The sequence below is a fragment of the Mumia zhuanghuii genome (assembly GCF_042681565.1).
In the GTDB taxonomy this organism is placed as follows: domain Bacteria; phylum Actinomycetota; class Actinomycetes; order Propionibacteriales; family Nocardioidaceae; genus Mumia.
In genome coordinates this window covers 126,369-152,016 of sequence record NZ_JBHUFT010000008.1, presented here as the reverse complement: position 1 = coordinate 152,016, position 25,648 = coordinate 126,369, and the positions used below count along the sequence as shown (strand labels likewise).

The 25,648-nt window shown below is 71.0% G+C and carries 29 protein-coding genes and 1 tRNA gene; 12 read left to right on the top strand and 18 right to left on the bottom strand.

What is annotated here, in order from left to right; genetic code table 11:
* Positions 1 to 40 precede the first annotated feature (40 nt).
* From ACFSDF_RS09065 to ACFSDF_RS09055, 3 genes are read left to right on the top strand one after another with little or no spacing between them, the layout of a single operon-like run.
* Complete coding sequence (locus ACFSDF_RS09065; RefSeq protein WP_377157190.1) at positions 41 to 1,717, top strand: dolichyl-phosphate-mannose--protein mannosyltransferase; 1,677 nt, start codon at positions 41 to 43, stop codon at positions 1,715 to 1,717.
* A 28-nt stretch (positions 1,718 to 1,745) separates the two neighbouring features.
* Positions 1,746 to 1,991, top strand: coding sequence for a ribbon-helix-helix domain-containing protein (locus ACFSDF_RS09060; RefSeq protein ID WP_167001656.1), 246 nt, complete (start codon positions 1,746 to 1,748; stop codon positions 1,989 to 1,991).
* A gap of 1 nt (position 1,992) precedes the next feature.
* Complete coding sequence (locus tag ACFSDF_RS09055) at positions 1,993 to 2,334, top strand: type II toxin-antitoxin system PemK/MazF family toxin (protein ID WP_377157188.1); 342 nt, start codon at positions 1,993 to 1,995, stop codon at positions 2,332 to 2,334.
* 2 nt (positions 2,335 to 2,336) lie between these two features.
* Here the strand turns inward: ACFSDF_RS09055 and ACFSDF_RS09050 are convergent, their stop codons facing one another.
* A complete protein-coding gene (locus ACFSDF_RS09050; RefSeq protein WP_377157186.1) occupies positions 2,337 to 3,584 on the bottom strand; it encodes an RNA polymerase sigma factor in 1,248 nt (415 codons plus the stop codon).
* Positions 3,569 to 3,946, bottom strand: coding sequence for a YciI family protein (locus tag ACFSDF_RS09045; protein WP_377157183.1), 378 nt, complete (start codon positions 3,944 to 3,946; stop codon positions 3,569 to 3,571). The genes ACFSDF_RS09050 and ACFSDF_RS09045 overlap by 16 nt, the downstream gene beginning before the upstream one ends.
* A 224-nt stretch (positions 3,947 to 4,170) precedes the next feature.
* On the opposite strand from ACFSDF_RS09045, the gene ACFSDF_RS09040 reads away from it, so the two are divergent.
* The gene (locus ACFSDF_RS09040) at positions 4,171 to 4,302 is read left to right on the top strand and encodes a hypothetical protein (RefSeq protein WP_255490693.1); all 132 of its coding nucleotides are present in this window, start codon (positions 4,171 to 4,173) and stop codon (positions 4,300 to 4,302) included.
* 317 nt (positions 4,303 to 4,619) lie between these two features.
* Here the strand turns inward: ACFSDF_RS09040 and ACFSDF_RS09035 are convergent, their stop codons facing one another.
* The gene (locus ACFSDF_RS09035) at positions 4,620 to 5,450 is read right to left on the bottom strand and encodes an aldo/keto reductase (RefSeq protein WP_167001650.1); all 831 of its coding nucleotides are present in this window, start codon (positions 5,448 to 5,450) and stop codon (positions 4,620 to 4,622) included.
* A gap of 149 nt (positions 5,451 to 5,599) precedes the next feature.
* Between ACFSDF_RS09035 and ACFSDF_RS09030 the strand changes: the two genes are divergently transcribed.
* Together ACFSDF_RS09030 and ACFSDF_RS09025 are read left to right on the top strand one after the other, a co-directional pair.
* Positions 5,600 to 6,172 carry an RNA polymerase sigma factor gene (locus ACFSDF_RS09030; RefSeq protein ID WP_167001648.1) on the top strand — a complete coding sequence of 191 codons (573 nt, stop codon included), beginning with the start codon at positions 5,600 to 5,602 and terminating at the stop codon, positions 6,170 to 6,172.
* Positions 6,169 to 7,161: a DUF4349 domain-containing protein gene (locus ACFSDF_RS09025; protein ID WP_377157180.1), complete on the top strand. Its 993-nt coding sequence runs from the start codon at positions 6,169 to 6,171 to the stop codon at positions 7,159 to 7,161. The genes ACFSDF_RS09030 and ACFSDF_RS09025 overlap by 4 nt, the downstream gene beginning before the upstream one ends.
* A gap of 99 nt (positions 7,162 to 7,260) precedes the next feature.
* Here ACFSDF_RS09025 and ACFSDF_RS09020 read toward each other — a convergent pair.
* From ACFSDF_RS09020 to ACFSDF_RS08990, 7 genes are all read right to left on the bottom strand, one after another.
* Positions 7,261 to 7,333, bottom strand: a tRNA-Ala gene (locus ACFSDF_RS09020).
* A 63-nt stretch (positions 7,334 to 7,396) separates the two neighbouring features.
* Entirely contained in the window at positions 7,397 to 8,305 is a 909-nt protein-coding gene (gene sepX, locus ACFSDF_RS09015; protein WP_377157178.1) for a divisome protein SepX/GlpR, read from the bottom strand.
* Between the two features lie 88 nt (positions 8,306 to 8,393).
* A complete protein-coding gene (locus ACFSDF_RS09010; RefSeq protein WP_377157176.1) occupies positions 8,394 to 8,963 on the bottom strand; it encodes a GNAT family N-acetyltransferase in 570 nt (189 codons plus the stop codon).
* A gap of 35 nt (positions 8,964 to 8,998) precedes the next feature.
* Positions 8,999 to 9,496, bottom strand: coding sequence for a MogA/MoaB family molybdenum cofactor biosynthesis protein (locus ACFSDF_RS09005; protein WP_377157174.1), 498 nt, complete (start codon positions 9,494 to 9,496; stop codon positions 8,999 to 9,001).
* On the bottom strand, positions 9,493 to 9,963 hold the full coding sequence (gene moaC, locus ACFSDF_RS09000; RefSeq protein ID WP_167001641.1) for a cyclic pyranopterin monophosphate synthase MoaC: 471 nt from the start codon (positions 9,961 to 9,963) through the stop codon (positions 9,493 to 9,495). Before moaC ends, ACFSDF_RS09005 begins: the two co-directional genes overlap by 4 nt.
* Positions 9,963 to 11,183, bottom strand: a complete 1,221-nt coding sequence (gene glp / locus ACFSDF_RS08995) for a molybdotransferase-like divisome protein Glp (RefSeq protein ID WP_167001639.1) — start codon at positions 11,181 to 11,183, stop codon at positions 9,963 to 9,965. Before glp ends, moaC begins: the two co-directional genes overlap by 1 nt.
* A 10-nt stretch (positions 11,184 to 11,193) precedes the next feature.
* Positions 11,194 to 12,579 carry a UTP--glucose-1-phosphate uridylyltransferase gene (locus tag ACFSDF_RS08990; protein WP_167248954.1) on the bottom strand — a complete coding sequence of 462 codons (1,386 nt, stop codon included), beginning with the start codon at positions 12,577 to 12,579 and terminating at the stop codon, positions 11,194 to 11,196.
* A gap of 30 nt (positions 12,580 to 12,609) precedes the next feature.
* Between ACFSDF_RS08990 and ACFSDF_RS08985 the strand changes: the two genes are divergently transcribed.
* Positions 12,610 to 13,182: a 5-formyltetrahydrofolate cyclo-ligase gene (locus ACFSDF_RS08985; RefSeq protein ID WP_167001635.1), complete on the top strand. Its 573-nt coding sequence runs from the start codon at positions 12,610 to 12,612 to the stop codon at positions 13,180 to 13,182.
* A gap of 98 nt (positions 13,183 to 13,280) precedes the next feature.
* Here ACFSDF_RS08985 and ACFSDF_RS08980 read toward each other — a convergent pair whose 3' ends face one another.
* The 3 genes from ACFSDF_RS08980 to ACFSDF_RS08970 are packed head-to-tail and all read right to left on the bottom strand — an operon-like array spanning position 13,281 to position 18,296.
* Positions 13,281 to 15,854 (bottom strand): penicillin acylase family protein, encoded by a 2,574-nt coding sequence (locus tag ACFSDF_RS08980; protein ID WP_167001633.1) that lies wholly within the window; start codon positions 15,852 to 15,854, stop codon positions 13,281 to 13,283.
* Between the two features lie 49 nt (positions 15,855 to 15,903).
* Positions 15,904 to 16,950, bottom strand: coding sequence for a hemolysin family protein (locus ACFSDF_RS08975; RefSeq protein WP_167001631.1), 1,047 nt, complete (start codon positions 16,948 to 16,950; stop codon positions 15,904 to 15,906).
* A complete protein-coding gene (locus ACFSDF_RS08970) occupies positions 16,947 to 18,296 on the bottom strand; it encodes a hemolysin family protein (protein WP_167001629.1) in 1,350 nt (449 codons plus the stop codon). Before ACFSDF_RS08970 ends, ACFSDF_RS08975 begins: the two co-directional genes overlap by 4 nt.
* 146 nt (positions 18,297 to 18,442) lie before the next feature.
* Between ACFSDF_RS08970 and ACFSDF_RS08965 the strand changes: the two genes are divergently transcribed.
* The 3 genes from ACFSDF_RS08965 to mscL all read left to right on the top strand — a co-directional run bounded on the left by ACFSDF_RS08965 (position 18,443) and on the right by mscL (position 20,022).
* Entirely contained in the window at positions 18,443 to 18,748 is a 306-nt protein-coding gene (locus ACFSDF_RS08965) for an FmdB family zinc ribbon protein (protein ID WP_167001627.1), read from the top strand.
* Between the two features lie 140 nt (positions 18,749 to 18,888).
* Positions 18,889 to 19,512: an SAF domain-containing protein gene (locus ACFSDF_RS08960; protein ID WP_167001625.1), complete on the top strand. Its 624-nt coding sequence runs from the start codon at positions 18,889 to 18,891 to the stop codon at positions 19,510 to 19,512.
* 90 nt (positions 19,513 to 19,602) lie between these two features.
* Entirely contained in the window at positions 19,603 to 20,022 is a 420-nt protein-coding gene (gene mscL / locus ACFSDF_RS08955) for a large conductance mechanosensitive channel protein MscL (protein WP_243842884.1), read from the top strand.
* Between the two features lie 9 nt (positions 20,023 to 20,031).
* Here the strand turns inward: mscL and ACFSDF_RS08950 are convergent, their stop codons facing one another.
* The 5 genes from ACFSDF_RS08950 to ACFSDF_RS08930 all read right to left on the bottom strand — a co-directional run bounded on the left by ACFSDF_RS08950 (position 20,032) and on the right by ACFSDF_RS08930 (position 23,679).
* The gene (locus ACFSDF_RS08950) at positions 20,032 to 20,232 is read right to left on the bottom strand and encodes a hypothetical protein (protein ID WP_167001623.1); all 201 of its coding nucleotides are present in this window, start codon (positions 20,230 to 20,232) and stop codon (positions 20,032 to 20,034) included.
* Positions 20,225 to 21,127 carry an NAD-dependent epimerase/dehydratase family protein gene (locus ACFSDF_RS08945; protein ID WP_377157168.1) on the bottom strand — a complete coding sequence of 301 codons (903 nt, stop codon included), beginning with the start codon at positions 21,125 to 21,127 and terminating at the stop codon, positions 20,225 to 20,227. Before ACFSDF_RS08945 ends, ACFSDF_RS08950 begins: the two co-directional genes overlap by 8 nt.
* 117 nt (positions 21,128 to 21,244) lie before the next feature.
* Entirely contained in the window at positions 21,245 to 22,318 is a 1,074-nt protein-coding gene (gene mgrA, locus ACFSDF_RS08940) for an L-glyceraldehyde 3-phosphate reductase (RefSeq protein WP_377157166.1), read from the bottom strand.
* 14 nt (positions 22,319 to 22,332) lie between these two features.
* The gene (locus tag ACFSDF_RS08935) at positions 22,333 to 23,136 is read right to left on the bottom strand and encodes an HAD-IIA family hydrolase (RefSeq protein ID WP_167001617.1); all 804 of its coding nucleotides are present in this window, start codon (positions 23,134 to 23,136) and stop codon (positions 22,333 to 22,335) included.
* An 84-nt stretch (positions 23,137 to 23,220) separates the two neighbouring features.
* Positions 23,221 to 23,679 carry a DinB family protein gene (locus ACFSDF_RS08930; protein ID WP_377157164.1) on the bottom strand — a complete coding sequence of 153 codons (459 nt, stop codon included), beginning with the start codon at positions 23,677 to 23,679 and terminating at the stop codon, positions 23,221 to 23,223.
* Between the two features lie 442 nt (positions 23,680 to 24,121).
* Here ACFSDF_RS08930 and ACFSDF_RS08925 point away from each other — a divergent pair, with 442 nt between their 5' ends.
* Both ACFSDF_RS08925 and ACFSDF_RS08920 read left to right on the top strand, forming a co-directional pair.
* Positions 24,122 to 25,156: an LLM class flavin-dependent oxidoreductase gene (locus tag ACFSDF_RS08925; protein WP_167001614.1), complete on the top strand. Its 1,035-nt coding sequence runs from the start codon at positions 24,122 to 24,124 to the stop codon at positions 25,154 to 25,156.
* Positions 25,156 to 25,647, top strand: coding sequence for a GNAT family N-acetyltransferase (locus ACFSDF_RS08920; protein WP_167001613.1), 492 nt, complete (start codon positions 25,156 to 25,158; stop codon positions 25,645 to 25,647). The genes ACFSDF_RS08925 and ACFSDF_RS08920 overlap by 1 nt, the downstream gene beginning before the upstream one ends.
* The last annotated feature ends 1 nt before the right edge of the window (position 25,648 follow it).

Below are 25,648 nucleotides of genomic sequence, written 5' to 3'. Positions count from 1 at the left end.
TGACGCACGACGGCTCGATCCCGCTCGCTAGGGTTACGGCGTGTCCGTGTCCGTCGACCACCCGCCGGCCGTCGAGCCGTTGGGCCGTACGCGCGAGGGTGCCCGTCTGCCGCTGCTGGCCGAGCGCTTCCGCCCCCGCATCGCGGGCGCGCCGCGACTGGTCGGATGGCTCGCGCCCCTCGCGATCGCCCTGCTCGCCTTCGCCGCCCGCGTGTGGCGCCTGGAGTACCCGTCGCGTCTGCTGTTCGACGAGACCTACTACGCCAAGGACGCGTGGTCGCTGCTCAACTTCGGCTACGCCCAGGACTGGCTCGAGGACGCGAACGCCCAAGTCGAGGCCGGCCAGACGACCGGGCTGTGGACCGGGGAGCCGACACAGGTCGTCCACCCCGAGGTGGGCAAGTGGATGATCGCGATCGGCGAGCACCTCTTCGGGATGACCTCGTTCGGCTGGCGCATCTCCGCCGCGGTGGTCGGCGCGCTGACGGTTCTCGTGCTCGCCCGCATGGTGCGCCGCATGACGGGCTCGACCACGCTGGGCTGCCTGGCCGGGCTTCTGCTGGCCGTCGACGGAGTCCACTTCGTGATGTCGCGGCTCGCCCTGCTCGACGTCTTCCTCGCGTTCTGGCTGGTGTGCGCGCTCGCGTGCGTAGTGGCCGACCGCGACTGGGGCCGCGCACGCCTCGCCCGACGCGTCTCTCATTCGGCCAGCGCACACACCGAGGACATCGCCGGGTTCGGCCCCGTACGCATGCTCCTCCTGCGGCCGTGGCGCCTCGCGGCCGGCGTGTGCTTCGGGCTGGCGATCGGCACGAAGTGGAGCGCGCTGTACGTCCTCGCCGTCGTGGGCGTCGCGGTCTGGGTGCTCGACGCGCTCGACCGCAACGCCCTCGGCGTGCGAGGGGCGTGGTGGCGCTCGATGATCGTCGACGGGCTGCCGGCGTTCGTGTCGCTGGTCCTGGTCGCGCTCGTCGTCTACGTGCTGACGTGGATGGGCTTCCTCATCAACCACGAGGTCTTCGAGGCGCGGTTCGGCCACGGGTACGGGGACGCGCCACCATGGGGCAGCTATCTCGACGGCGGCGACAAGGGCCTTCTCGGTGAGGCGTGGCAGGCGCTGCGGTCCCTGTGGCACTACCACCAGATGGTCTACTCGTTCCACACCGGCGACTACCTCGCCGGCAAGTCGCACCCCTACCAGTCCGACCCGTGGGGATGGCTCGTCCTCAACCGGCCGGTCGGGGTCGACGCCCAGACCGACCTGCCCGCCTCGACCGCGGGGTGCGACGCGACCGGCGGCTCCACATGTCTGCGGCAGATCCTCATCCTCGGCAACCCCGTGATCTGGTGGGGCGGGCTGCTCGCGCTCGGAGCGTCGCTCTGGCTGTGGATCCGTGAGCGTGACTGGCGCTTCGGGCTTCTCGTGCTCGTGGTCGCTTCCGCCTGGCTGCCGTGGTTCGCCTACGACGACCGTCCGATCTTCCTGTTCTACGCGACGGCGTTCATCCCGTTCACCTGCGCGGCGATCGCCCTCGTGGCCGGACGCCTCCTGCGGGCGTCGCGGCGCAGCCGGCGGAGCTGGTGGGGTCCGGTGGCGCTCGGCGCGTACGTCGCGGTCGCCCTGGTGTGCTTCGCGTTCTTCTTCCCGATCTGGACCGACATGCTCGTCACGCACGAGGAGTGGCTGCACCGCATGTGGTTCGCACGCTGGATCTGAGCAGTATTACCTAGTTATACTCGACCTCGTGAAGACCGCCATCTCTATTCCTGACCCGCTCTTCGCGCGCATCGACGCCAAGGCCGCCGAGCAGGGTCTCTCGCGCTCGGCGTTCTTCGCCACAGCGGCCGAGCGCTACCTGGACGAGCTCAGCCATGACGACCTGACCCGCAGGATCGACGTGTTCTTCGCGACCGAAGGCACCGACCCGCGCGATGCGGTCGTGGTCGAGTACGGCAGGGCACGTCTCGCCGCCGACGCCGAAGGCTGGTGACGTGATCCGTCGCGGCGACGTGCACTGGGTCGATCTCGGTCCGCCGCACTCCAGCGCGCCCGCCCTCCGACGCCCTGTCCTGATCGTCTCGTCGGACGGCTTCAACGCGAGCCGCATCGCCACGGTCGTCGTCGCGGCACTGACCTCCCACCTCCGGCTCGCCTCGATGCCGGGCAACGTCGTCGTCAGCAGAGCCGCGACCGGGCTCCCCAAGGACTCCGTCGTCAACGTCTCCCAGCTCGCCACTCTCGACAAGAGCGATGTCGGCGAGCGTGCAGGCGCCCTGACCCCCATCCTGCTCGCGGAGGTCGACGACGGGATCCGCCTGCTGCTAGGCGTCTGAGCTCACGAGCCTTCGGCGCGGCGGACCGCGAGATGCTCGCGGGTGGGGTGGTCGGTGGTGAGCGAGATCGCCTTTGCGTACGCGGCATCCGCCTCCTCCCTGCGCCCGGCCTGCGCGAGCAGGTGCGCCCGCGTCGCCCACGCCGGCTGGAACCGGCGCGCGCCCTCGTCGTCGATCGCGTCCAGCAGCGTGAGCCCCGCCTCGGGTCCGTCGACGCGACCGGTCACCGCGGCCAGCGCGACGCGGGCGCCGAGCGTCGGTACGAGGCGCACGAGCGCGCGGTGGAGCTTGAGCAGCGCCTGCCAGTCGGTCCGCCCCGTGCGCGCTCGCGCGCAGTGGACGGACTGGATCGCGGCCTCCAGCTGGAACCGCCCGGGCACGGCGCCACCTCGTACGGACGCCCGGCCGAGGAGGTCCTCCCCCTGCGCGATCAGTGCGGCGTCCCACCGGTCGACGTCCTGCTCGTCGAGCGGCACGAAGCGGCCCTCGTCGCTCGTGCGCGCGTCGGCCCGCGCGAGCGACAGGGCGACCAGCGAGGCGAGCCCGAGCACCTCCGGCTCGTCGGGCATCAGGGCGGCAAGGAGCACGGCGAGGTAGTGCGCCTCCCCCGCCGTGGAGGCCCGCAGCGTCGTGCTCGGGACGGCTGCCCAGTCGATCGCGTACGCGCCGTACACCGCCTCGAGCACGGCGGGAAGCCGCGCCGGCATGGCATCCGTGCCGGGGACGACGAAGGGGATCCGGGCGTCGCGGATGCGCCGCTTGGCCCGTACGAGCCGCTGCGCCATCGTGCTCGTGGGGACGACGTACGCCTCGGCGATCCGCCGGGCGTCGAGGCCGAGGACCGTCTGGAGCATCAGCGGCGTACGTACCGCGGGGTCGATCGCCGGGTGCGCGCACACGAACATCAGCGCCAGCCGCCCGTCTGGGATCTCGCTGGCGTCAGCGGTCGAGTGACCGGAGCCCGAGCCGGCCTCCTCCGGCCCCTCCTCCAGCGGCGCCGACGTCCGGTACGCCGCCGTCCGATAGAGGTCGCGCAGCCGGTTGCGTCCGGCCGTGAGCAGCCACGCCTCCGGGTTCGCGGGCACTCCCCGCTCCGGCCAGGTCGCCAGCGCCCGCTCGAACGCGTCGGCGAGCGCGTCCTCCGCCGCGGCGAGGTCACCGGTCGGCGCGGCAAGGAGGGCGAGCAGGCGACCGTACGAGGTACGCGCCGCCCGCTCGGCCTCCTCGTACGCGCTCAGGGCTGGTACCACTGCCGCTCACGGCTCCAGGTGAGCGTCGTCGGGCGGACCTCGACGGACCCGTACATCACCCCGGGGCACTTCTGCGCCCACGCGAGCGCGGCGTCGAGGTCGGGGACGTCGATGACGACGACCCCGCCGACGTACTCCTTGGTGTCGGCGAACGGCCCGTCCTGGATCTTCGGCTCGCCGTCGACCGAGGTCACCGTCGTGGCGGCCTCGGGGAAGCCGAGGATCTGCGTGGTGACGAAGACACCCGCGTCGTCGAGCGCCTTGGCGTACGCGTCGAACGCCGCCTCCACAGGCGCCATGTCCTCCTGGCTGATGCCCGCCTCGCGCGGGTCGGTGTTGTGGATGAAGAGTGTGTAGAGCATCGGTACGTCCTTCCGTCGGTGTGATCGTGACACCGTGATGACGGTTCGGGCGACCCTCGATCGACACCCGCTCTCGCAGAGCCCGGCCGGTGAGCCACCTGTGCCGTACGTGAGCGGCCCCGACAAGGTGCGCTCACTCCCAGCTAACGTGGCTCACCGGGGTTGTCCACAGGGTGGCGACGCCGTGGCGGCACCGAACGGCCCCGCCACGGCACAGTTCGGCCATGCATCGGCTCGAACGGCAGGCACATCTCAACAGCGTCCACGTGACACGGCGTGAGGCGATCGACGCGGGCTACGGCGACGCCGAGCTCGCACGCTTCCTCGTGCTGTGCTGGGAGTTCGGGATCTCCTGACCTGAGCCGCAGGTCGGGATGACGCTTGCAGACGGCGGTAGCGCCGAGGTCGACTTCTTCTGGCCGCTCGAGGGTCTGGTCGTCGAGATCGACGGCATGCTCACATACGTCGACCAGCCGGGTGGAACGACCGCGCAGGCGAGGATACGGGCGGAAAAGCGACGCGAGCCGCGAACCGCGCACGGACCGCGGCGTACGTCCGGCGCGAGCTCGCGCGGGCCGCGCGCATGCGTCGGTGAGCCACCTCCACCACAGGTGAGCGCACCATGTCGGGGTGGCTCACCCCCAGCAGACGTGGCTCACCGTCCCTCAGTCCGTCAGAACTCCTCGTGCGTCATCGGGTCGCCGCCGCTGCGGTCCTGCGGGCGGTCGCCGATCAGCGTCATCTCCTCGTCGCTCAGCGCGAACCCGAAGACCTCGAGGTTCTCGCGCTGGCGTGCCTCGCTCCCCGACTTCGGGATCGGGACCACTCCGCGCTGGACGTGCCATCGCAGCACGACCTGCGCGGGGGTGACGCCGTGCCGGTCGGCGATCTCACCCAGCGCCACCTCGGTGAGCAGGTCGGTCTTGCGCGCGAGCGGCTGCCACGCCTCGGTCACGATGTCGTGCGCGGCGTCGTACGCGCGCAGCTCCTCCTGCACGAAGTACGGGTGGAGCTCGACCTGGTTCACCGCGGGGGCCACGCCGGTCTCGTCGACGAGGCGGTCGATCTGCTCGGGCGTGAAGTTGGAGACGCCGAGGCTGTTGAGGAGCCCGTCGTCGCGCAGGCGGATCATCGCCCTCCACGAGTCGACGTACCGGTCGAGGCGCGGAAGCGGCCAGTGGATGAGGTACAGGTCGACGTACTCGACACCGAGCCGTTCACGTGACTCCCCGAACGCGCGCAGCGTCGACTCGTACCCCTGGTCCTCGCCGCGGAGCTTGGTCGTCACCACGATCTCGTCGCGAGGGACGTCGGTCCTCGCGATGGCCTGACCGACCCCGGCCTCGTTGCCGTACGAGGTCGCCGTGTCGACAAGTCGGTAGCCGACCTCGAAGGCGACGCGTACGGCCTCGGCGGCCTCGAGGTCGTCCATCGGGTACGTGCCGAGCCCGATCAGCGGGAGCTCGAGACCGTCGTTGAGCGTGCGGGTCGGTGCGATGGCCATGACTTGACCTTCGCACCGCCGCGCCGCCCGCGCAGCGTGGATGGCAGCCCTCGATCCGAGCATGCACACGGTAGTCGTCGGTGACTCAATCATGAGACGGTCGTCCTCCTCGCGACATGGACCAGGTGAGGCCACGCGAACGGAGCGCCATGACGACCGACCTGCCGACGGAGCACGCCGCCGACGACCGGCTGCTGCTCGCCCGTACGCGCCGGGGTGACCGCGACGCGTTCAGCGACCTGTACGCACGCCACGTCACGCCCGTCTACTGGCAGGCGTACCGGTTCGTTGGCACCGCCCACGATGCCGAAGAGGTCACGCAGGACGTCTTCGTGACCGCGTGGCGCCGGCGTGCTGACATCCACCTCGTCGACACATCGGTGCTCCCCTGGCTGCTCGCGACCGCGAAGTACGTCGCGCTCAACCTGCGCCGCAAGCGCAGCCGCAGGCTGTGGGCGGAGCTCGACGACTCGCTGCCCAGCGCGGACCAGGATCCGGTCGACGAGATCGTCTCCGCGATGCTGCTCGCCCGGGTGCGTGCGAGCGTCGCCGGCCTCTCGCCGCTCGACCAGCAGCTGTTCGAGCGCTGCGTCGTCGGCGACCGCACCTACGCCGAGGCGGCCGACGAACTCGGCGTGAGCCACGGCGCCGTACGCAACCGTGTCGCGCGCATCCGTAGCCGGGTCCGCGCCGCCACCCACGACCTGAGGGGGCCCGCATGAGCATCCAGCCCGAGATCCCCGAGCTGACCGACGAGCAGGTCGACCGGATGTATCGCCGCGTCACCGGTCGGATCGACCTCGACGCGTCGCTCGCCCGTACGAGGAGCCGCAAGATCGCGCTCACGGCGGCGTCCGTCGTCGCCGTCCTCGGACTCGGCGGCGCGGTGGTCGGCGGTGCCGTCACGTTCCTGCCGCAGGGCGGCTCGGACCAGGCGGGTGACTCGGCTTCGATCGAGGCGCCGCCTGCGGCGGAGGACGCCGGGGGTGTCGCCGACGGGCCGAACGAAGGCATGTCGGATCTCAGCAAGTCGGGAGACGGGACGAGCACCGAGGCCGGTGTCCGCGAGATCGTGACGACGGCGTCCGCTTTCGTCACCGTCGACGATCCCGCGGCCGCTGCCGACGCGCTCTCCCGTTGGGCAGAGGACGAGCGCGGCCGGGTCGAGTCGCGCTCCGAGTCGTCGGACGACGAGCGCTCGAGCGTCTCGCTCCGGCTGCGCATCCCTGCAGGCAGCACCGGTGACACGACGCAACAGCTCCGCGAGCTGGGCGAGGTCGCCGGCCTGTCGATCGACTCCGAGGATGTCTCCGCGCAGGGTCGCGACCTCGACGCGCGGATCAAGGCGCTCGAGATCTCCGTCGTCCGACTCCAGGATCTGATGGCGAAGGCGTCCACGACGGCCGACCTGCTCGCCGCCGAGCAGACCCTGTCGCAGCGCCAGTCCGACCTCGAGGCCCTCCAGGCCCAGCGCCGCGGGCTGTCCGACCAGGTCGCGATGGCCACGTACGACGTGGAGATCTCCTCCGAGGACAAGCCTGACGCACCGAGCAGCTCCGGATTCGTCGGCGCGCTCGAGGCGGGGTGGGACGTGCTGGTCGGGACGCTCGGGGTGGCCCTCCGCGTCGTCGGGTTCCTGCTGCCCTGGGCCGCACTCCTCGCCCTGCTCACGGCCGCGTACGTCGCCGGTCGCCGGCTGCTGCGGCACTGACCCGGCGGGCGTGCCCGGCTGGTCACCGCCGGGACGTCGGGACGCCGCAGACGCAACGACGAAGGCCGGATCCGCGGTGCGGATCCGGCCTTCGGAGGGTGGAGCTACGGGGATTCGAACCCCGGACCTTCTCATTGCGAACGAGACGCGCTACCAACTGCGCCATAGCCCCAAAGCGAGATTGAGATTACCACGCGACCCACCCGGATCCGAATCCGGGGGGCCGTCCCGGGCGTCAGTCGCCGACGGCCCGGCGGGACTCGGCGCGACCCTCGTCGGAGGTCACCGCCGTCTCGCCGAAGTCGACCGTCCGGACGGTCCGCGGAGCGGCCGGCTTCGTGACGTACGTGGGGAGGGTGACCGGCACCGGATCCCACAGCGTGACGCCCGACGTGGTCGTCATCGCCGTGGCGTCGACGATCTGCTGGTCGAGTGCTCCCTGCGGCAGCGGGGTCTTCTCCATGACGTTGCGGCGTTGCGGGTCGTGGTCCTCGAACTGGCCCGAGAGCACCACGGTCGTCTCGAGATCGGGATCCACCACGACCGCCTTCTTCTCCTCGCGCTCGGAGGCGGCACGACGCTCCGTGCGCCGGGCCGCGCGTGCCGCACTGCGCTCGGCGCGTGCCTCGGCGCGCACCTCGCCACCCCCTCGTCGCAGGATCTGCACGGGGCGTCCGATCTCGCTGCGCACCATCACACGGCACAGGACCAGCCAGGCGACGACGATCCCGGCCGGGATCGCGGGCGCCCACGGAAGCAGGAGTCCGGCGACAGCGAGCCCACCGACGATCGCGCAGGCCGCGAGTAGGACGAGCAGCACCCGGCGACGACGGCGGGCGGCGATGCGGGCCGCGCGCCGGTTGTACGGACGCCGCGGCGCTTCGGGCTTCGTCTCGACCGGCATCGCCGGCTCGGTCTCACCGGTGGAGTCCGACGCGGAGTCCGCCGATGGCGAGTCCGGCGCGGTCGCCGTGGCCTCGACCGGAGCGGTCTCGTCCTTGCGCTGGGTGAGCACGCGAAGCGCCCCGGAGAACGACGTCACGCCCCCTCCGCGGGTGGCTTCCTCGTGTCGGCGCAGGAGCAGGGGTACGCCGTACGCCACCCAGATGGCGATCACGGCTGCGAAGATCAGGCCCGTACCCACAGACGAACCGTACGCGGTGCGAACGCCTCCGTTCGGGGACCTCGGTCGGTGTGTCGCAAAGCGATCACGGCAATGCGAGGCAATGCGCTCAGCGATCGACGCTGCGGGAGTCGACACGTGCGAGCAGCCCGCCCGGCACGACCTGCTCGGCGGTGATGGCGAACAGCACGTGGTCGCGCCACGCGCCGTCGATGTGCAGGTAGCGCGGCGCGACGCCGATGCGGTCGAAGCCCAGCTTCTCGACGATGCGCAGGCTGGAGCGGTTCTCGGGACGGATCGCGATCTCGACGCGGTGCAGGCCGAGCGCCTCGAAGCAGTGGTCGGCCGCCATCGCCACCGCGGTCGTCGTGATGCCACGACCCGCGTACGGGCGCGCGATCCAGTAGCCGATCTGCGCCCACCGTGCCGAGCCCCACGTGATCCCCGAGACGGTCACCTGGCCGATCATCTGGTCGCTGTCGTACGTCGTGACGAACGGCAGCGCACGCCCCTGCGACGCCTGCTGACGCAACGAGCGCACGGCGGCCCCGTACGAGCGTCCGGCCGAGGGCACCGTGCTGGGCAGGGTCGCCTCCCAGCGTCCGAGCCAGTCGGCGGAGTCCTGGCGCAGCCGAGCCCACGCACGGGCATCGCTTCGCCTGATCGGCCGCAGTCCCACCGGCCCGTGGTGCAAGGTGGCGGGCCAGCCCGTGCTCAGGACGCACCGCCGTCGTCGGTGCGTTCGTGGTCCACGCCCGCGACCTGCTCCACGGCGTGCAGCAGCACGTCGGACAGGACCGTGAGCCCGTCCTTCACGCCACCGCGCGAGCCCGGCAGGTTCACGATGACCGTCTGGTCGGCGACACCGGCCATGCCGCGCGAGAGCATCGCCGACGGGACCCCGGCGGCGACCCCGTACGCCCGGATCGCCTCGGCGACACCGGGCAGCGTCCGTTCGAGGACGGCTTCGGTCGCCTCTGGCGTCGCGTCGGTGGGGCTGATACCCGTGCCGCCGGTGGTGACGACGGCCTCGTAGCGCAGCTCGACCGCCTCACGCAGCGCCTCCTCGACCGGGAGCCCGTCGGGCACGACGAGCGGCTCGGCGACCTCAAAGCCCCACGACCTCAGCGCCTCGACGATCAGCGGACCAGTCGTGTCCTCGTACACGCCCGCGGCGGCACGGTTGGAGCAGGTGACGACCAGGGCCTTCACGCCGACCAGTCCCCGCTCTTGCCGCCGGACTTCGCCCGTACGCGGACATCGGCGATGACGGCGTGCTTGTCGACCGCCTTGATCATGTCGACCACCGTCAGCGCGGCCACGCTCACCGAGGTCAGCGCCTCCATCTCGACCCCGGTACGGCCGGTGGTGCGGACGGTCGCGGCGATCTCCACACCCTCGTCGGTCACGTCCAGGTCGACCTCGACCCCGGTGATCGCGAGCGGGTGGCACAGCGGGACGAGGTCGGGCGTGCGCTTGGCGGCCATGATCCCGGCGACGCGCGCGACCCCGAGCGCATCCCCCTTGGGCACGTCGCCCGCACGCAGCAGCGCCACCACCTCGGGCGTCGTCCGGACGATGCCGGTGGCGGTCGCCTGCCGGCGGGTCTCGTCCTTGCCGGAGACGTCGACCATCCGGGCGGCACCCTGCTCGTCGAGGTGCGTGAGCCTGTCGCCCATCAGAACTCCCGGTCCAGGAACATCACCTTGGCGGTGTCACCGACGTGCAGAGCGGTCTCGTCCTCCTCGACGACGATGAGGCAGTTGGCCCGAGCCAGCCCCGCGACGAGGTGCGACCCCGGCCCGCTGACCCGGGTGACGCGCACGCCACGACCGTTCACCTCGAGCCAGCCGCGCAGGAACTGCCGACGGCCGGAGGGCGAGCGGATCTCCTCGGTCATCGTGGCCTGGACGAGCGGGCGTCGGTAGGGGAGTTTGCCCATCATCCGCCGCAGCATCGGCAGCACGAACACCTCGAACGAGACGTACGAGGACACCGGGTTGCCCGGCAGCGTGACGATCGGGGTCTTCTCCTCGCCGACCGTGCCGAAGCCCTGCGGCTTGCCCGGCTGCATCGCGACCTCGGCGAACTCGACGGTGCCCAGCTCGGACAGCGCCGCCTTCACCACGTCGTACGCGCCCTTGCTGATGCCGCCGCTGGTGACGACGAGGTCGGCGCGCACCAGCTGGTCGTTGAGCTTGTCGGCGAACTCGCGCGGGTCGTCCGAGGTGATCCCGACCCGGTACGCGATGGCGCCGGCGGCACGCGCGCAGGCGGCGAGCATGTAGGAGTTGCCGTCGTAGATCGAGTCGTAGTCCAACCGCGCCCCGGGCTCGCGCAGCTCGGCGCCGGTGGACAGCACGACCACCCGGGGGCGGGGGCGGGCGCGCAACCGGGCGAACCCGAGCGACGCCAGCAGGCCGACCTCTCGCGGCCCGAGGATCGTCCCGGCCTCGGCGACGATCTCCCCGGCGGCCACGTCCTCGCCGGCCGGCCGTACGTTCTCGCCGGCGCGGCGGGCCTGGTAGATCCGCACGTCGGCGTCGCCACCGTCGGTCAGCTCGATCGGGACGACCGTGTCGGCACCCGACGGGATCGGCGCCCCGGTCATGATCTTGACGGCGGTCTTGGCCGTGAGGGCGGTGGGGGTGCTCGAGCCGGCGGCCTGCTCCCCCACGACGGGCAGGACGACGGGGAACTCACGGTTGGCACCGACCACGTCTGCAGCCCGCACCGCATACCCGTCCATCGCCGAGTTCGTGAAGCGTGGCAGGTCGATCGGACTCACCACGTCGTCGACCAGCGGCAGCCCCAGCGACTCCAGCAACGGCTGGTCGTACGGCTGCAGCGGGCCGATCAGGTCGAGCAGCTTCTCGAGGTGCTCGTCGACGGTACGCATGGGCGACAGCCTATGACCCCTCGAGCGTCGTGCCGTCGGGGATCGTCCCTGTGGACCCCGCCGCCCCCACGCTGACGTCGCCCACGGCACGCACGTCCGCTCCGAAGGTCCAGTCGCCCTCGACGGCGAACGAGGCGGCGTCGACGAGGCTCACAGGCCCCTTCGGGAACCGCGTGTCGAAGTCCTGGACGAGCTTGTAGTAGCTCTTGTCCAGCCGCACGAGGGGCGACTCGTCGTGCGCGGCGACCAGGTGGAAGTCGTCGTCGAGCGTGTAGAAGTCCGACCGTACGAGCAGCAGGTCGTCGGTGGTCTTCACCGGCAGGAACCGGCTGCGCTCGACCTCGATCGCGGTCGCGCCGTCGAAGACCTGCACGATCGCACCCATCGCGGACTCGACCTGGATCACCGCCGGCGACTGCGGATCGGTCGGGTCGACGGTCTTCTCGTTGCGGATCAGCGGGAGCTCGAGGACGCCGCCGCGCTCCTCGATCACCGCGGCGAGGGCGTCGAGGTCGAACCACAGGTTGTTGGTGTGGAACCAGCGGTGGCGGGTGATGTCGTCGGCGACCGCCAGGTCCTCCTTCGGCGTCTGCGCGGTCTCGCGCAGCACGAGCCTGCCGTCCGACTTGCGGCGTACGAGGTAGCCGCCCTTCACGTCGGCGGGCGTACGCCGGCACACCTCGGCCGCGTACGGGGCTCCGGACTGCGCGAACCAGCCGGCGATCTTGGGGTCCGGGAAGCCGCCGAGGTTGTCGGAGTTCGACACCGACGCATAGCGGTAGCCCTGGTCGCGCAGCGCCTGCAGCGTGCCCGACGCGTCGAGCGCGGTGAACAGGTCCCCGTGGCCCGGCGGCGTCCACTCGAGGCTGGGGTCCTTCGGCCACGACACCGGCGTCAGGTCGTCGGCGCGGAGCTTGGGCTCCTTGTTCTGGAGGAAGTCCCGCGGGAGCCCGTCGACGGGGATGTCGGGGTACGCCGAGAGTGCCGCGAGCGTGTCCTCGCGGGTACGGAAGCTGTCCATGAGGATCAGCGGCAGCGTCACCCCGTACGCAGACCGGACGCGCCGCACCTGCTCGACGAGCACGTCAAGGAACGTCCGGTCGCCGCGCACGGGCAGGAGCGACTTGGCCTTGTCCATGCCCATCGACGTGCCGAGCCCGCCGTTGAGCTTGATGATCGCGGTCCGGCTCAGCGCTTCGCGCTGCGTCTCCTCGTCGACCTCGGCGTCAGCGAGCCGGGCCGGCGGGTCCAGCGGGTCGATGTCGGACTCGGGGATCTTGCCGGTCGCCCCGGCCTCGAGCTCGCCGTAGTAGTGGGCGAAGACGTCGATCGCGCGCGGGGGGACCCTTGCTGCCTCCATCACCTCACGTGCTGCTGCCAGTCCCTCATCGCTCATGCGCCTCATCGTAGGCACTACCGTCGAAGCGTGAGCGCGAAGCCGCGACTGCGGGAGGCCCTGCTCGAGCGTCGGACGCACCTCAGCGCCGACGCGATGGTCGCTGCCGAGCGACGGCTCTGCGCGGGGGCGCTCGCGGTCGTGCGCGAGGTCGGCACGCCTCGTCGTGTCGCCGCGTACCTGTCGGTCGGGCGCGAGCCGCCGACATGGGAGCTGGTCGACGCGCTGCGCGCCGAGGGCATGGAGGTGCTCGTCCCGCGCTCGCTGCCGCGCCGTCAGATCGCCTGGGCCCCGTACGAGGGGCGCGACCGGCTGGTCCTCGGCCGCTTCGACATCCCGGAGTCGTCGGCACCGGTCGCCCCGGACGGGCTGGGCACCGTCGCGGTCGTGCTCGTCCCTGCGCTCGCGGTGGACGTGGCCGGCTTCCGCCTTGGTCGCGGCGGCGGCTACTACGACACCACGCTCGCGAAGCACCCGGAGCCGCTGCGGGTCGCGCTGACGTACGACCACGAGCTCGTCGACGACGTCCATCCCGAGGCGCACGACGAGCGGGTCGACGTCGTCGTCACTCCCGAGCGGACGCTGAGCCTGCCGCCACGCTGACCCCGCCTGTCGAGACCCCCCCTCCGCCGGTCGAGCCGGTCGAGACCCCCCGCCGCCGGTCGAGCCTGTCGAGACCCTGGGTCTCGACAGGCGGGCCCCTACTGCTCCAGCTCGGCGGTCAGCCGCAGCTCGTCGCGTGCCGCCTTCTCGACGGCGTCCTCCGTGTAGCGCCACGGCAGCGTCTTGCCGTCCGCCCACAGCTCGGTCTGGTCGGTGTAGTTCCGGTGGAAGGCGTGGCCGGAGACACCAGTGAGGTTGATCCAGCGCGACTTGTCGAGGTCGCTGAGGTCCACCACCATCCGCATCGACGGCACGGCGATCACCTCGTACCCCTCGGCCGCGTCCCACCCCGTCGCGTTGACGATGCCCGAGCCGCCGCCGACCTCGTATGGGCCGCGGTTGAACAGCTTCTCGACCAGGGCGATGCCCGACGTGCCGAGCGTCTGGTTCTCCAGGGTCAGCGTGTGCACGTTGCCCCACGACCAGCGGTCAGGGTCCAGCGACTGCCGCCGCGTCATCTCGTCGCGGGCGTCGCGCATGGCGGTCCGGAGGATGTCGTCGCGGGTCTCGCGGACCGACTTGGTCGTCCGGTCGTCCCACCAGTCGCTGTCGGGGCTGTTGAGCAACCGGCGTACGACCTCGAACCACCGCTCCCCGCCGGCCGGCCACACGTCCTGCGGGAGGTCGTCGTGGAACGTCCGCGCAAGGAGGTTGCGCCACACGGCAGAGAAGTAGGCCGCTGCGGCCGAGTCACGATCCTGCTTCTGGTCGCTCCAGCCGCGCAGCAGCTCCTGACCGTCGGCGTAGTAGCCGGAGCCGAGGTCGATCTCGAGCAAGTGCGGCAGGAGCGTCGTGGCCTGCCCGTTGGTGGTGTCGTTCTGGATCGTCGTCATGTCGTCGACCGACAGCTTGGACGAGGACTGGAGAAGATCGATGATGCGCTGGCTGCGGTAGCCCGCGGCCTGGCCGGTCCCGAGCAGGTTCGGGTACTGCCGGCCGATCACCTGCTGGTTGGCGGTCACGACGTAGCCCTCGGCGGGATTGAGCACCGTCGGCAGCTCCTCGTACGGGATGAAGCCTTCCCAGCCGTACGACGCGTCCCAGCCCGGCACCGGCCACGTCCCGTCGCCACGCTTGCGGATCGGCACCTGCCCGGGTGCCTGATAGCCGATGTTGCCCTTCGTGTCGGCATACACGAGGTTCTGGGACGGCACCGCGAACAGCCGCGCGGCCTTGCGGAAGCTCGCCCAGTCGCTGGCCTTGTCGATCCCGAACAGGGCGTCCATCGTGCGCCCCGGCGTCAGTGCGGTCCACTGCAACGAGACCCCGTACGTGCTCCCGCCGCCGGCCCGTTCCCCGACCTCGGCGAGCGTGTCGTCGACGTCGGAGAGGATCGGGCCGCGTTGTGTCTCGCGGACGGTGATCGTCTCCGGCTCTCCCCCTGCGACCTCGAAGGTCTCCTCGCGCGTCGCCAGGGCGTGCCAGCGGCCGTCGTACAGGTAGCGGTCGCCCTGGATCTGCTCGATGTAGAGGTCCGTGACATCGGGATACATCGTGGTGATGCCCCAGGCGATGTCGGCGTTGTGCCCGACGACGACCCCGGGCATACCCGAGAACGTGAAGCCCGCGACGTCGAACGGGCACGCGTCGGTCACCTCGCGGCAGTGCAGGCCCATCTGGTGCCAGATACCGGGCATGCTCGGAGCGAGGTGTGGGTCGTTCGCGAGGATCGGCTCGCCGGTGGCGCTGCGCTCCCCCGAGACGGCCCATGCATTGGAGCCGATGCCGTCGCCGAACCCGAGCAGCGTCGGGAGTCCCTTCGCGACCTCCGCGACGCCCTGCATCGAGCCGAGCAGGCCACGCAACGCGACCTCGTCCGTCTCGTCGTCACCCGCGGGAGTGGTCTCGGGGACGTCCTCGGCGCGGTCGGTGTCGGCGTTGCGGCGCTGGCCGGAGGACTGGTCGAACGCGCCCTCGACCACATTGCCCTGCGTGACGATCGGGTCGTGGCGCCGGAACGGGAAGCCCGGATAGAGGGTGTCGACCTGCGCACGCGACAGCTTCTCCGTCGCGAGCACCCTGTCGATCTCGTCGCTCATGTTGCTGCGCAGGTCCCACGCCATCGCCTTGAGCCAGGCGAGCGAGTCGGCAGGCGTCCACGGCTCCGGCTCGTACTCCGGACCGCTGAGGGCCAGGACGGAGTACTCCAGGGAGAGCGCCGAGGCCTCCCGGTCGCCGATGTAAGCGTTGACGCCACGGGCGTAGGCCTCGAGATAGCGGCGCGTCGCCGGTGCCAGCTTCGGCAGCTCCTGCTCCGCGACTTGGCGCCACCCCATCGTCCGGACGAACTTGTCGGTCTCGAGCGCCGCCTCGCCGACGAGCTCGGCCAGGCGACCGGCGGTCACGTGGCGTCGGAAGTCCATCTCGAAGAAGCGGTCCTGCGCGTGGACGTAGCCCTGTGCCATGAACAGGTCCTCGGCCGAGTCGGCATAGACCTGCGGGATGCCGTGGTCGTCGCGCAGGACCGTCACATCCGCGCCCAACCCGGTCAGCTGTGCCGTCCCCTCCCGGTCGGGGAAAGGCTTGCGGACAGTGACGATGCCGAGCGCAGCGACCGCCACGAGCACCACCGCCAGGACGATCGCGAGGATCGCGAAGAGTCGGCGGGTCAAGACGGGTCGCAGTCGTAGGGCCAGGTCTCGCACTCGTGCATTGTGCCGCTCACCCGCCGTCGGTGGCACGGCGGGCAGGGTCGCGGACCTCGCCGACGAGCTCCTCCAGGACGTCCTCCAGCATCACGACGCCCAGCGCTTCACCGTCGTCACCGACGACGCGGGCCATGTGCGCACCGCGCTGCTGCATGTGCCGGAGCGCGTCGTACAGGCGTGTGCTGCGGCGTACGGAGCCGAGCGGCCGGATCCACTTCGCGGGGATCGGTCGGATCTCCTCGGACACCTCAAGCGCGTCCTTGATGTGCAGGTAGCCGACCAGCGCGTCGTGCGAGTCGGTCACCGGGAACCGCGAGAAGCCGGTACGGGCGCAGGCGGCCTCGACGTCGGCTCGCGTCGCCCCGACCGGGATCGTGTCGAGCGACGCACGGGGCAGGAGCACCCGCTCGACCGTGCCGGCCTCGAACCCGAGCGCCCCTGACACGAGCTCGTACTCCTCGGAGTCGAGCAGGCCCTCGCGGTGCGACTCGTCGAGGAGCCCCGCGACCTCGTCCGAGGTGAAGGTGGCCCCCACCTCGTCCTTGGGCTCGAGCCGCATCAGCCGGATCGCGCCGTTGGCGATCGCGTTGAGCGCGACCACGAACGGCTTGAGCAGCATGATGACGCCGAGCATGAACGGGCCGAGCCACAGCACGGCGCGGTCCGGCCCGGCGAGGGCGATGTTCTTGGGGACCATCTCGCCCAGCACGACGTGCAGGTAGGTGACGATGCCCATCGCGATCACGAACGAGATCGGGTGCACGAACGAGTGCGGGACGCCGAGCGCGTCGAAGACCGGCTCGAACAGGTGCGCGATCGCGGGCTCGCCCACAGCACCGAGGCCGAGCGAGCACAACGTGATGCCGAGCTGCGCGGCGGCCATCGCCAGGCTGACGCGCTCCATCGCGCGGATCGCGAGCCGGGCCGGACGCGACCCGGACTGCGCCTTCGGCTCGAGCTGCGTGCGTCGAGCGGAGATCAAGGCGAACTCCGCCGCGACGAACAGCGCGTTGAGGGCGAGGAGGACGACGACAAGACCGATCGCGAGCGCGGGGTTCATCGGCCCTCCTCCTCGTCCAGGTGGACATCGAGGATGACGCGGTCGATACGGCGGCCGTCCAGGCGGTCGACCCGCAGGCTGACGCCGATCGTCGCGACCTGATCGCCGGCGACGACGGGCACGACGAGGGCGACCTCGTCGCCGACCTCGGCCAGGCGTCCCAGGTGCTGGGTGAGGAGCCCGGCGACGGTCTCGTAGTCGTCGCCTTCGGGCAGCGGGACGCCGGTCTGGCTGCGGACCTCGTCGGGTCGCAGCATCCCCGAGAGCACCCATGTGCCGTCCGGCCGCGACCGCAGCTGCGCCGAGGACCGGTCGTGCTCGTCGGCGATGTCGCCCACGATCTCCTCGACGAGGTCCTCCAGGGTGACGACGCCGTCGGTGCCGCCGTACTCGTCGAGCACGACCGCCATCTGGAGCCGCTGCTCACGCAAGAGGACCAGCAGGGGGTCGAGCTCGATGGAGTCCGGGACGGTGAGGGCCGGCACGGCGAGCTCAGAGACCCGGACGGTCCGGCGCCGGTCGGGCGCGAGGGCGACGGCGTCCTTGACGTGGACGACGCCCACGAGGTCGTCGAGGTCGTTGCCGATCACGGGGAACCGCGAGTGGCCAGTCGCCCGGACGGCGTCGACGAGGTCCTGCGCGGTGTCGCGCCGGTCGAGGAAGTGGACGCGGACCCGCGGCGTACGGACGTCGGCGGCGGTCCGGTTGCCGAACGCGATCGAGCGCGCGACGAGGTCCGCGGTAGGGCGGCCCAGCGCTCCCTCGTCGGCCGAGCGCTGCACGAGCGAGCTCAGCTCGTACGGGGAGCGCGCCGAGCGCAGCTCCTCCTGCGGCTCGATGCCGAGGGTGCGCAGGAGCGCGTTGGCCGAGCCGTTGAGGCCTCTGATCGGCCACGCCATCGCCGTCGTGAAGCCGCGCTGGAGTCCCTGGACGGCACGCGCGGTGGCCATCGGGACCGAGAGCGCGATGTTCTTAGGGATCAGCTCGCCGACGAGCATCGTCACGAAGGTGCTCAGCAGCAGGGCGACCACGTACGACGTCGCCGACAGCGAGGCGCCGCTGACACCGAGGGACGAGAGGGGGTCGCGCAGCAGCTGGCCGATCGCGGGCTCGGCGAGGAAGCCGATCGCGAGGTTCGTGATGGTGATGCCCAGCTGGGCGCTGCTGAGCTGCGTCGACAGCGTGCGCAGGCCCTTGAGGAGCCCGGCCGCCTGGCGGTCGCCGCCCTGCACGGCGCGCTCGACGGACGGCCGGTCGACGGTGACGAAGGCGAACTCGGCGGCCACGAAGACACCGCAGGCGAGCATGAGGAGGAAGGAGGTGAGGAGCAGTAACCACTCGGTCATCAGGAGGTGATCGTACCGGGCGCTCGGGGAATCTCCCGCGCCCCGACTTGGTTGTGAGGAGTGGCGCCACGCACAATGGGCGCTGGAGATCGGTGCGGCCGCTGCGACGGGCGGCCGTTTCGTGCGAGTGCTGAGAAGGAACGACCGTGCCCACTTACCAGTACCAGTGCAACGACTGCGGCCAGCCGCTCGAGGTGCAGCAGAGCTTCAGCGACGACGCCCTGACGGTGTGCCCGTCCTGCGACGGACGCCTGCGCAAGGTGTTCAACGCGGTCGGCGTCGTGTTCAAGGGGAGCGGGTTCTACCGCAACGACAGCCGCTCGGGCTCGTCGTCAAGCACCAGCGCCAGCTCGCCGTCCACGTCGTCGTCGACGTCCGAGTCGAGCAGCACCAAGAGCTCCGACAGCAGCTCGACGTCGTCCACGACCACGGCGACGACGTCGTCCAGCTGACCCCTCCGCTGGTTCGAGGAGGGCGAAGAATGAGCCCGAATCGAGACCCCGGCCCCGCCTCCCCCTGTGGATGCGGGGCTGGCGCCTTTCCTGCTGTGGACGACGCGGCGCGGCACCCGCACCACCGTCCACAGTGAGTCATGGCCGATCTCCGAGCACCCGCCGCGCTCGCCTCCGTCCGCCGCCGGGTCCGGACCCACCGCCGTCCGCTCGCTGCCGCGTGCGCCGCGGCATCCGTCCTCGTCGCGATCCAGGCGGCTCGCCCCGACCCCGGCCCGACCACTCCCGTCCTGGTGGCTACCACCGCCGTCACGTCCGGCTCTCTCGTCCAGCCCGGTGACGTCGAGGTGGTCGCGATGCCGGCCGATCTCGTCCCGGAGGGCGCTCTGCGGTCCCACGACGAGATGCACGGCCGCGTGGTCGCCGCCCCGGTCCCCCGTGGCGGCGTGCTCACCGACCTCTCGCTCGTCGGGCCCGGGCTGCTCGAGGGCTACCGTCGCGGCACCGCGCTCGTGAGCGTCCGAGTGGCCGATGCGGCGACCGTCGACCCCGTACGGGTCGGCGACGCCGTCGACGTCGTCGGCACCGACCCTCGCGGCACGGCTGCACCGCGGTTGCTGGCGCGACGCGCTCGGGTTGCGGCGCTCCCCGGCGACGACGGGGACGACCGCGCCGTCCTCGTCCTCGCCGTCGACGCCGAGATCGCGCGGACGCTCTCGGGCGCGGCCGTGGCCTGGCATCTCGCCGTGACCGTCGTGCTGTGAGTCCGGTCGCCTGTGGTCGGAGGTCGCAGATCTCGGCGCTCTGTGGTGGGGTGGGTGGGTCCACCACCCTCCTCACGAACGGACACAGGCATGGCTGGGATGGTCGCAGGATTCAAAGAGTTCGTCATGCGCGGCAACGTCATCGACCTTGCGGTCGCGGTCGTCATGGGCACCGCGGTCACCGGGCTGGTCACGTCGTTCACCGAGGCGGTCATCGAGCCGTTGCTCGCTGCGATCGGCGGCGACGACACCCTCGGCTTCGGCTTCACGATCGTGAGCGGCAACCCCGCCACGTTCGTCAACATCGGCGCCGTCATCACCGCGCTGATCAACTTCCTCATCATCGCGGCGGTGCTCTACTTCCTGCTCGTCCTGCCCATGAACAAGTTCCGCGAGCGCTACCAGAAGCCGACCGACGACGCACCGCCGCCGGAGGACATCGCGCTGCTGCGCGAGATCCGCGACGAGCTGCGCGCCAGCCGCGGTGGCGGCACCACGCCAGAGAGCTGACCGCGCCCGTCAGCCGCCGTGGTGCGGGGGCACGTCCCGACGCAGCTCGTCGTCGCGGCTGCGGCTGCTGTCGCGCTCACCCCAGCCCTCGGCGGTCTCGTCGCGCGTGGTCTCGGGCACGACGTCGCCGAGCAGGCGCGCAGCGCGGAGCCGCCGACGCCGCTCCTCGGCGGCCGTACGCTCGCCCGGCGGGCGCTGCTCGTCAGGCACTGGCGGCCTCGACGACCATCGGGAGCAACCATCCTGCGTCGAACTGCGTATGCGACGCCGTCCAGCCGGTCGCCCGCGCGAACCGGTCGGAACTGACCCGCTGCGACCGGGTGAGCCACTCCAGACGGTCACCCCCGAGACGCAGCACCAGCCGCCGGTAGAAGCTGGCCTCGTCCTGACCGACGGCTTCCGCGAACGCGGCGACGAGCTCGCCGCGGCGTACAGGATCGGCCCCGACGTTGTAAGTGCCCGGAGGCGCGGTCAACGCGGCGAGGACCGCTCCGCCGATGTCGTCGGCGTGCACGACGTGCGTCCACGACTGCGGCTTGCCGAGCCCGACGGCCTGACCCGCGCGTGCCCGTGCGAGGCGCCACCGCGTGACGGCGTCGTCGCCGACGATCGTGCCGAAGCGCAGCACGACGGCCTCGCGCGTCGCGGAGGCATAGTGCTGGGCGTGGGTCTCCGCGAGCACGACCGGCTCGGCCGCGCACGAGACGGCGATCGGGCTGTCCTCGTCGATCCACCCCTCGCCGTGGTCGGCGTACAGGAAGGAGACGCTCTCCTGGACGAGCCGCCCGATACCGGCCTCGGCCGCCGCGTGCGACACGGTGCGGGAGCCCTCGACGTGGATGCGGTCGTTGGACTTCCACGCGCCAGGGCGCATCCCGCTGGTGCCGACGGGCATGTGGGTGGCGAGGTTGGCGACCGCGTCGCACCCCTCCATCGCCTGGACGAGGCTGGCACGGTCGAAGAGGCTCGCGCGTACGGACGCAACTCCGCGGTCGGCGAGGGTCGTTGCGCTCTCGTCGCTGCGGGCGAGGGCGCGGACCTCGTGCCCCGCGCCTTGCAACGCGTGGATCACGGACCGTCCCATGACGCCGGTGGCACCTGTCACGAAGACCTTCACCGTGATGCCGCTCCAGAGGTTTGTCGACGCAGGGCGCGCCAGGATCGGGGGGATTCCATCACAAAAGGATAACGGATAGGTCGCAGAACGGACCAGGGTGCTTGCTCAGGCCTCGCTGGACCCCGCCCAGATGTTGAGATGCCCGTCGACCGCGTGGGAGTCGATCCGCTCCAGCTCATCGGCACTGAAGGACAGGTTCTGCAACGCCCCGAGGCTGTCCTCGAGCTGCGCGACGCTCGAAGCACCGACGAGCGCCGAGGTCACCCGAGGGTCGCGCAGGACCCATGCGACGGCCATCTGGGCGAGGGTCTGCCCACGCTCTTGCGCGAGGTCGTTCAGCGCCCGCACGTGCGCGAGGTTGTCCTCGATCATCTGCGGGTCCAACGACTTGTCGGCCGCGGCGCGAGAACCTTCAGGGACGCCGTTGAGGTAGCGGCCCGTCAGCACGCCCTGGGCGAGCGGCGAGAACGCGATGCACCCTGCGCCCACGTCCTCCAGCACGTCCAGGAGCCCGTCCTCGACCCACCGGTTGAGCATCGAGTACGACGGCTGGTGCAGCAGCAACGGCGTGCCGAGGTCGGCGAGGATCGCCGCCGCCTCGCGGGTGCGCTCGGGACCGTACGAGCTGATCCCCGCGTAGCGCGCCTTTCCGGACCGTACGGCCGCGTCGAGCGCGCCCATCGTCTCCTCCAGCGGCGTGTGCGGGTCGAAGCGGTGGCTGTAGAAGATGTCGACGTAGTCCAGCCCCATCCGCTGGAGCGAGTCATCGAGGCTGCTCAGCAGATACTTGCGCGAGCCGAGGAACCCGTACGGGCCAGGCCACATGTCCCAGCCGGCCTTGGTCGAGATGACGAGCTCGTTGCGGTACGGGGCGAAGTCCTCGGCGAGGATGCGGCCGACGTTCTTCTCCGCCGCGCCGTACGGAGGCCCGTAGTTGTTGGCGAGGTCGAAGTGCGTGACCCCGAGGTCGAACGCGCGGCGGAGGATCGCCCGCTGCGTGGCCAGCGGGGTGTCGTCGCCGAAGTTGTGCCACAGCCCCAGCGAGATCGCGGGCAGCTGGAGTCCGGAGCGCCCGCACCGACGGAACAGCGCGGGCCCGCCGTCCGCGACGCTGTCATAGCGGTCGTCGGCCGCTCGGTTGAGGTCGTGGGGATCGAGGATCGTCCGAGGCACACTCATGTCGCCAGTATCGGTCACTCCGCGTCGACCGGCGGCGCGACGACGTCGTCGACGAGGTCCGCGATCGAGTCGACGATGCGGGTGGGGCGGTACGGGAACCGCTCGACGTGCTCGCGGCGCGTCGAGCCGGTGAGGACCAGGATGGTCCGCAGGCCGGCCTCCATCCCCGAGACGATGTCGGTGTCCATCCGGTCGCCGATCATCACCGTGGTCTCGGAGTGCGCGTCGATGCGGTTGAGCGCGTTGCGCATCATGAGCGGGTTGGGCTTGCCGACGAAGTACGGCTCGACGCCGGTCGCGCGGGTGATCAGCGCCGCGACCGACCCCGTGGCCGGCAGCGGGCCCGCCGGCGACGGGCCGGTCGGGTCGGGGTTGGTGGCGATGAAGCGCGCGCCGTTGACGATGAGCTGGATCGCGGTCGTGATCGCCTCGAAGGAGTACGTGCGGGTCTCTCCGAGCACGACGTAGTCCGGACGCGAGCGCGTCAGCACGTACCCGACCGCGTGCAGCGCCGTGGTCATCCCCGCCTCGCCGACCACGTACGCGCTGCCGTTCGGCCGCTGGTCGGACAGGAACTGCGCGGTCGCGAGCGCCGAGGTCCAGATCCGGTCCTCGGGGACGTCGAGCCCCGACTCGGCGAGCCGGGCCCGCAGGTCGCGCGGCGTGTAGATCGAGTTGTTGGTGAGGACGAGGAACTTGCACCCGGACTCGGTGAGGCGCTGGAGGAACTCGGCCGCCCCCGGGATGGCGTCCTCCTCGTGCACAAGGACGCCATCCATGTCGGTGAGCCAGGTCGCGACGGGCAACTTCTCGGTCATGCCGGAAGTATCCCGTGCCGCCGGAGGGCGGGCCATCGCGCCCGCAGGTCGCGCGCGATCCGCGCGCGTGGTTCCCACGTGACATCACATTCGGCGCGGTACGGCTCCGTCCTGCCAGTGGTAGAGGTCGCGCAGCAGGGAGATCTCGGCGCCGTGATGGATCAGCTCTCTGTTGACGTGCAGGACGATGCCCTCCATGGGAAACCGCTCGGGACCCACGTAAGCGAATGTCTGGGAGTCGACGTCCTGGCCGCCGAAGTGCCATGCGACCCGATAGCCCAGGCAGGAGACGATGATGTGCGCCAGCCGCCAGGCAATCGTGGTCACCGGCGCCGGTACCGGGGCAGGGGAGGCGGAGTCCATCGTCCACTCCCCCGAACCTTCCGACATCGGTGCGACCGACGTGCCACGTGGGCGGATGCTCCAGCAGTCGCGCACCGGCTCCCAGAAGTACTCCTCGTCGGTAAGACCCTCCAGCCGTGGCCGCAAGTTCTTGCGCCAGTACCAGTCCAACTGCTCCGCGAGCCGTTCGCCCCGTGCCATTTCCGCACACTACATACACGATGTCCCCCTGTGCCGACAGCTCGTCGAACCCGCCGAGGGGATCTGCACGGCAGATGGGCACTGGAGGACGGGATCGGCGCGCGATCAAGCACGAGGCTGCCTGCTGGGCGACGCGCCGGTCGCCGGCGTCAGCGACCGGTGTTCGCGCTGGCCGCGACGACACCGCTGTCGGAAGCGCTGGGGGCGCGCGTGCACGACGGAGTGCAGGCCGCTGCTGTCTCCGACCAGGATCCGCAGGTGACCCGAGCGCCGGCTGGCGGCCTGCACCTCGGCGACCGTCCCACCCCTCACCTCCCCCCCGAAGCGCTTGCCGGAGGGAGGTTGGTACTGCCTGGGATCATGACTCTCATTCGGGTCGGGGGCCGGCTCGAACGAGAGGAACGCCCGTCGCGCCATTCGTTCCCCACGCTACGGTCGTACGGTGAGTGAACCGCTCGAGCTCGGTCTCGACACCTTCGGCGACATCACCTCCGACGCCGACGGCGCCCTGGTCCCGGCGCCGGAGGTCCTGCGGCAGGTGGTCGAGCAGGCCGTCCTCGCCGACGAGGTCGGCCTGGCCTTCATCGGCCTCGGCGAGCACCACCGCGCCGACTTCTCGATTACGTCTCCCGACGTCGTGCTCGCCGCGATCGCCGGCCGTACGGAGCGGATCCGCCTGGGCTCCGCAGTCACCGTGCTCAGCTCCGACGACCCGATCCGGGTCTACGAGCGCTTCGCGACGCTCGACGCCCTGTCGCACGGACGCGCCGAGGTGATCTTGGGGCGCGGGTCCTTTACGGAGTCGTTCGGGCTGTTCGGCTTCGACCTCGGCGACTACGAGGTGCTGTTCAACGAGAAGCTCGACCTCTTCGCGGCGCTCCTGGACGAGCAGCCGGTGACCTGGTCCGGCACGACGCGACCGCCGCTGAAGGACCAGCGGGTCTACCCGCCCACCGAGTCGGGCCGGCTGACGACGTGGATCGGCGTCGGCGGCACCCCTCAGTCGGTGGTCAGGGCGGTGCACTACCGGCTCCCGATGATGCTCGCGATCATCGGCGGACCACCGCTGCAGTTCGTCCCGTACGCCGACTTCTACCGCGAGACGCTGGAGAAGGACGGCGCCGAGGTGCTGCCGGTCGGGATGCACTCCCCCGGCTACATCGCCGAGACCGACGAGCAGGCACGCGAGGAGCTGTACGACCACTGGATCGCCCAGCGCAACCAGATCGGCAGCGAGCGCGGTTGGCCGCCCGCGACGCGCAACGAGTTCGCGCAGGCAGCCGGGCCGGACGGCGCCCTCTACGTCGGCTCGCCGGAGACCGTGGCCCGCAAGATCGCCCGCAACGCCGCAGCGCTCGGCGTGAGCCGCTTCGACATGAAGTACGCCAACGGGGCGATGCGCCACGAGCAGCTGCTGCGGTGCATCGAGCTGTACGGGGTGCAGGTCGCCCCGCTGGTGCACGACATGATGGCCTGATGCAGATCAGGGATGCCACGCGTTCCGACTGGGAGCGGATCTGGCCTTTCTTCGACACCATCGTCAAGGCCGGCGACTCGTACGCCTACCCGGCCGATCTCGACTCCGACTCTGCGCGCGGACTGTGGATGGAGGCGCCGCCGGGCCGTACGACCGTCGCGGTCGACGACGACGGCACCGTGCTCGGCTCGGCGAAGATGGGCCCGAACCGCCCGGGCCGTGGCGCGCACGTCGCGACGGCGAGCTTCATGGTCGACCCGACGGGGCGGCGCAGCGGTGTCGGCCGCACGCTGGGCGAGGACATGATCGCCTGGGCACGGGATCAGGGGTTCCACGGCATCCAGTTCAACGCGGTGGTCGAGGTCAACACCCCCGCCGTGCGGCTGTGGCGCAGCCTCGGCTTCGAGGTCATCGGCACGGTGCCGGACGCGTACGACCATGCGACGCTCGGTCTGGTCGGGCTGCACGTGATGTACAAGCCGCTGGGCTGAA

What these genes read in the sequence shown, in the direction of transcription:
- ACFSDF_RS09045 (WP_377157183.1), bottom strand. Translation starts at nt 3,946, where the DNA reads ATGCTCTACACACTCTTCATCCACAACACCGACCCGCGCGAGGCGGGC.
- ACFSDF_RS09040 (WP_255490693.1), top strand. Translation starts at nt 4,171, where the DNA reads ATGCATCGGCTCGAACGGCAGGCACATCTCAACAGCGTCCACGTGACA.
- ACFSDF_RS09035 (WP_167001650.1), bottom strand. Translation starts at nt 5,450, where the DNA reads ATGGCCATCGCACCGACCCGCACGCTCAACGACGGTCTCGAGCTCCCG.
- ACFSDF_RS09030 (WP_167001648.1), top strand. Translation starts at nt 5,600, where the DNA reads ATGACGACCGACCTGCCGACGGAGCACGCCGCCGACGACCGGCTGCTG.
- ACFSDF_RS09025 (WP_377157180.1), top strand. Translation starts at nt 6,169, where the DNA reads ATGAGCATCCAGCCCGAGATCCCCGAGCTGACCGACGAGCAGGTCGAC.
- moaC (WP_167001641.1), bottom strand. Translation starts at nt 9,963, where the DNA reads ATGGGCGACAGGCTCACGCACCTCGACGAGCAGGGTGCCGCCCGGATG.
- glp (WP_167001639.1), bottom strand. Translation starts at nt 11,183, where the DNA reads ATGCGTACCGTCGACGAGCACCTCGAGAAGCTGCTCGACCTGATCGGC.
- ACFSDF_RS08990 (WP_167248954.1), bottom strand. Translation starts at nt 12,579, where the DNA reads ATGAGCGATGAGGGACTGGCAGCAGCACGTGAGGTGATGGAGGCAGCA.
- ACFSDF_RS08975 (WP_167001631.1), bottom strand. Translation starts at nt 16,950, where the DNA reads ATGAACCCCGCGCTCGCGATCGGTCTTGTCGTCGTCCTCCTCGCCCTC.
- ACFSDF_RS08970 (WP_167001629.1), bottom strand. Translation starts at nt 18,296, where the DNA reads ATGACCGAGTGGTTACTGCTCCTCACCTCCTTCCTCCTCATGCTCGCC.
- ACFSDF_RS08960 (WP_167001625.1), top strand. Translation starts at nt 18,889, where the DNA reads ATGGCCGATCTCCGAGCACCCGCCGCGCTCGCCTCCGTCCGCCGCCGG.
- mscL (WP_243842884.1), top strand. Translation starts at nt 19,603, where the DNA reads ATGGCTGGGATGGTCGCAGGATTCAAAGAGTTCGTCATGCGCGGCAAC.
- mgrA (WP_377157166.1), bottom strand. Translation starts at nt 22,318, where the DNA reads ATGAGTGTGCCTCGGACGATCCTCGATCCCCACGACCTCAACCGAGCG.
- ACFSDF_RS08935 (WP_167001617.1), bottom strand. Translation starts at nt 23,136, where the DNA reads ATGACCGAGAAGTTGCCCGTCGCGACCTGGCTCACCGACATGGATGGC.
- ACFSDF_RS08930 (WP_377157164.1), bottom strand. Translation starts at nt 23,679, where the DNA reads ATGGCACGGGGCGAACGGCTCGCGGAGCAGTTGGACTGGTACTGGCGC.
- ACFSDF_RS08920 (WP_167001613.1), top strand. Translation starts at nt 25,156, where the DNA reads ATGCAGATCAGGGATGCCACGCGTTCCGACTGGGAGCGGATCTGGCCT.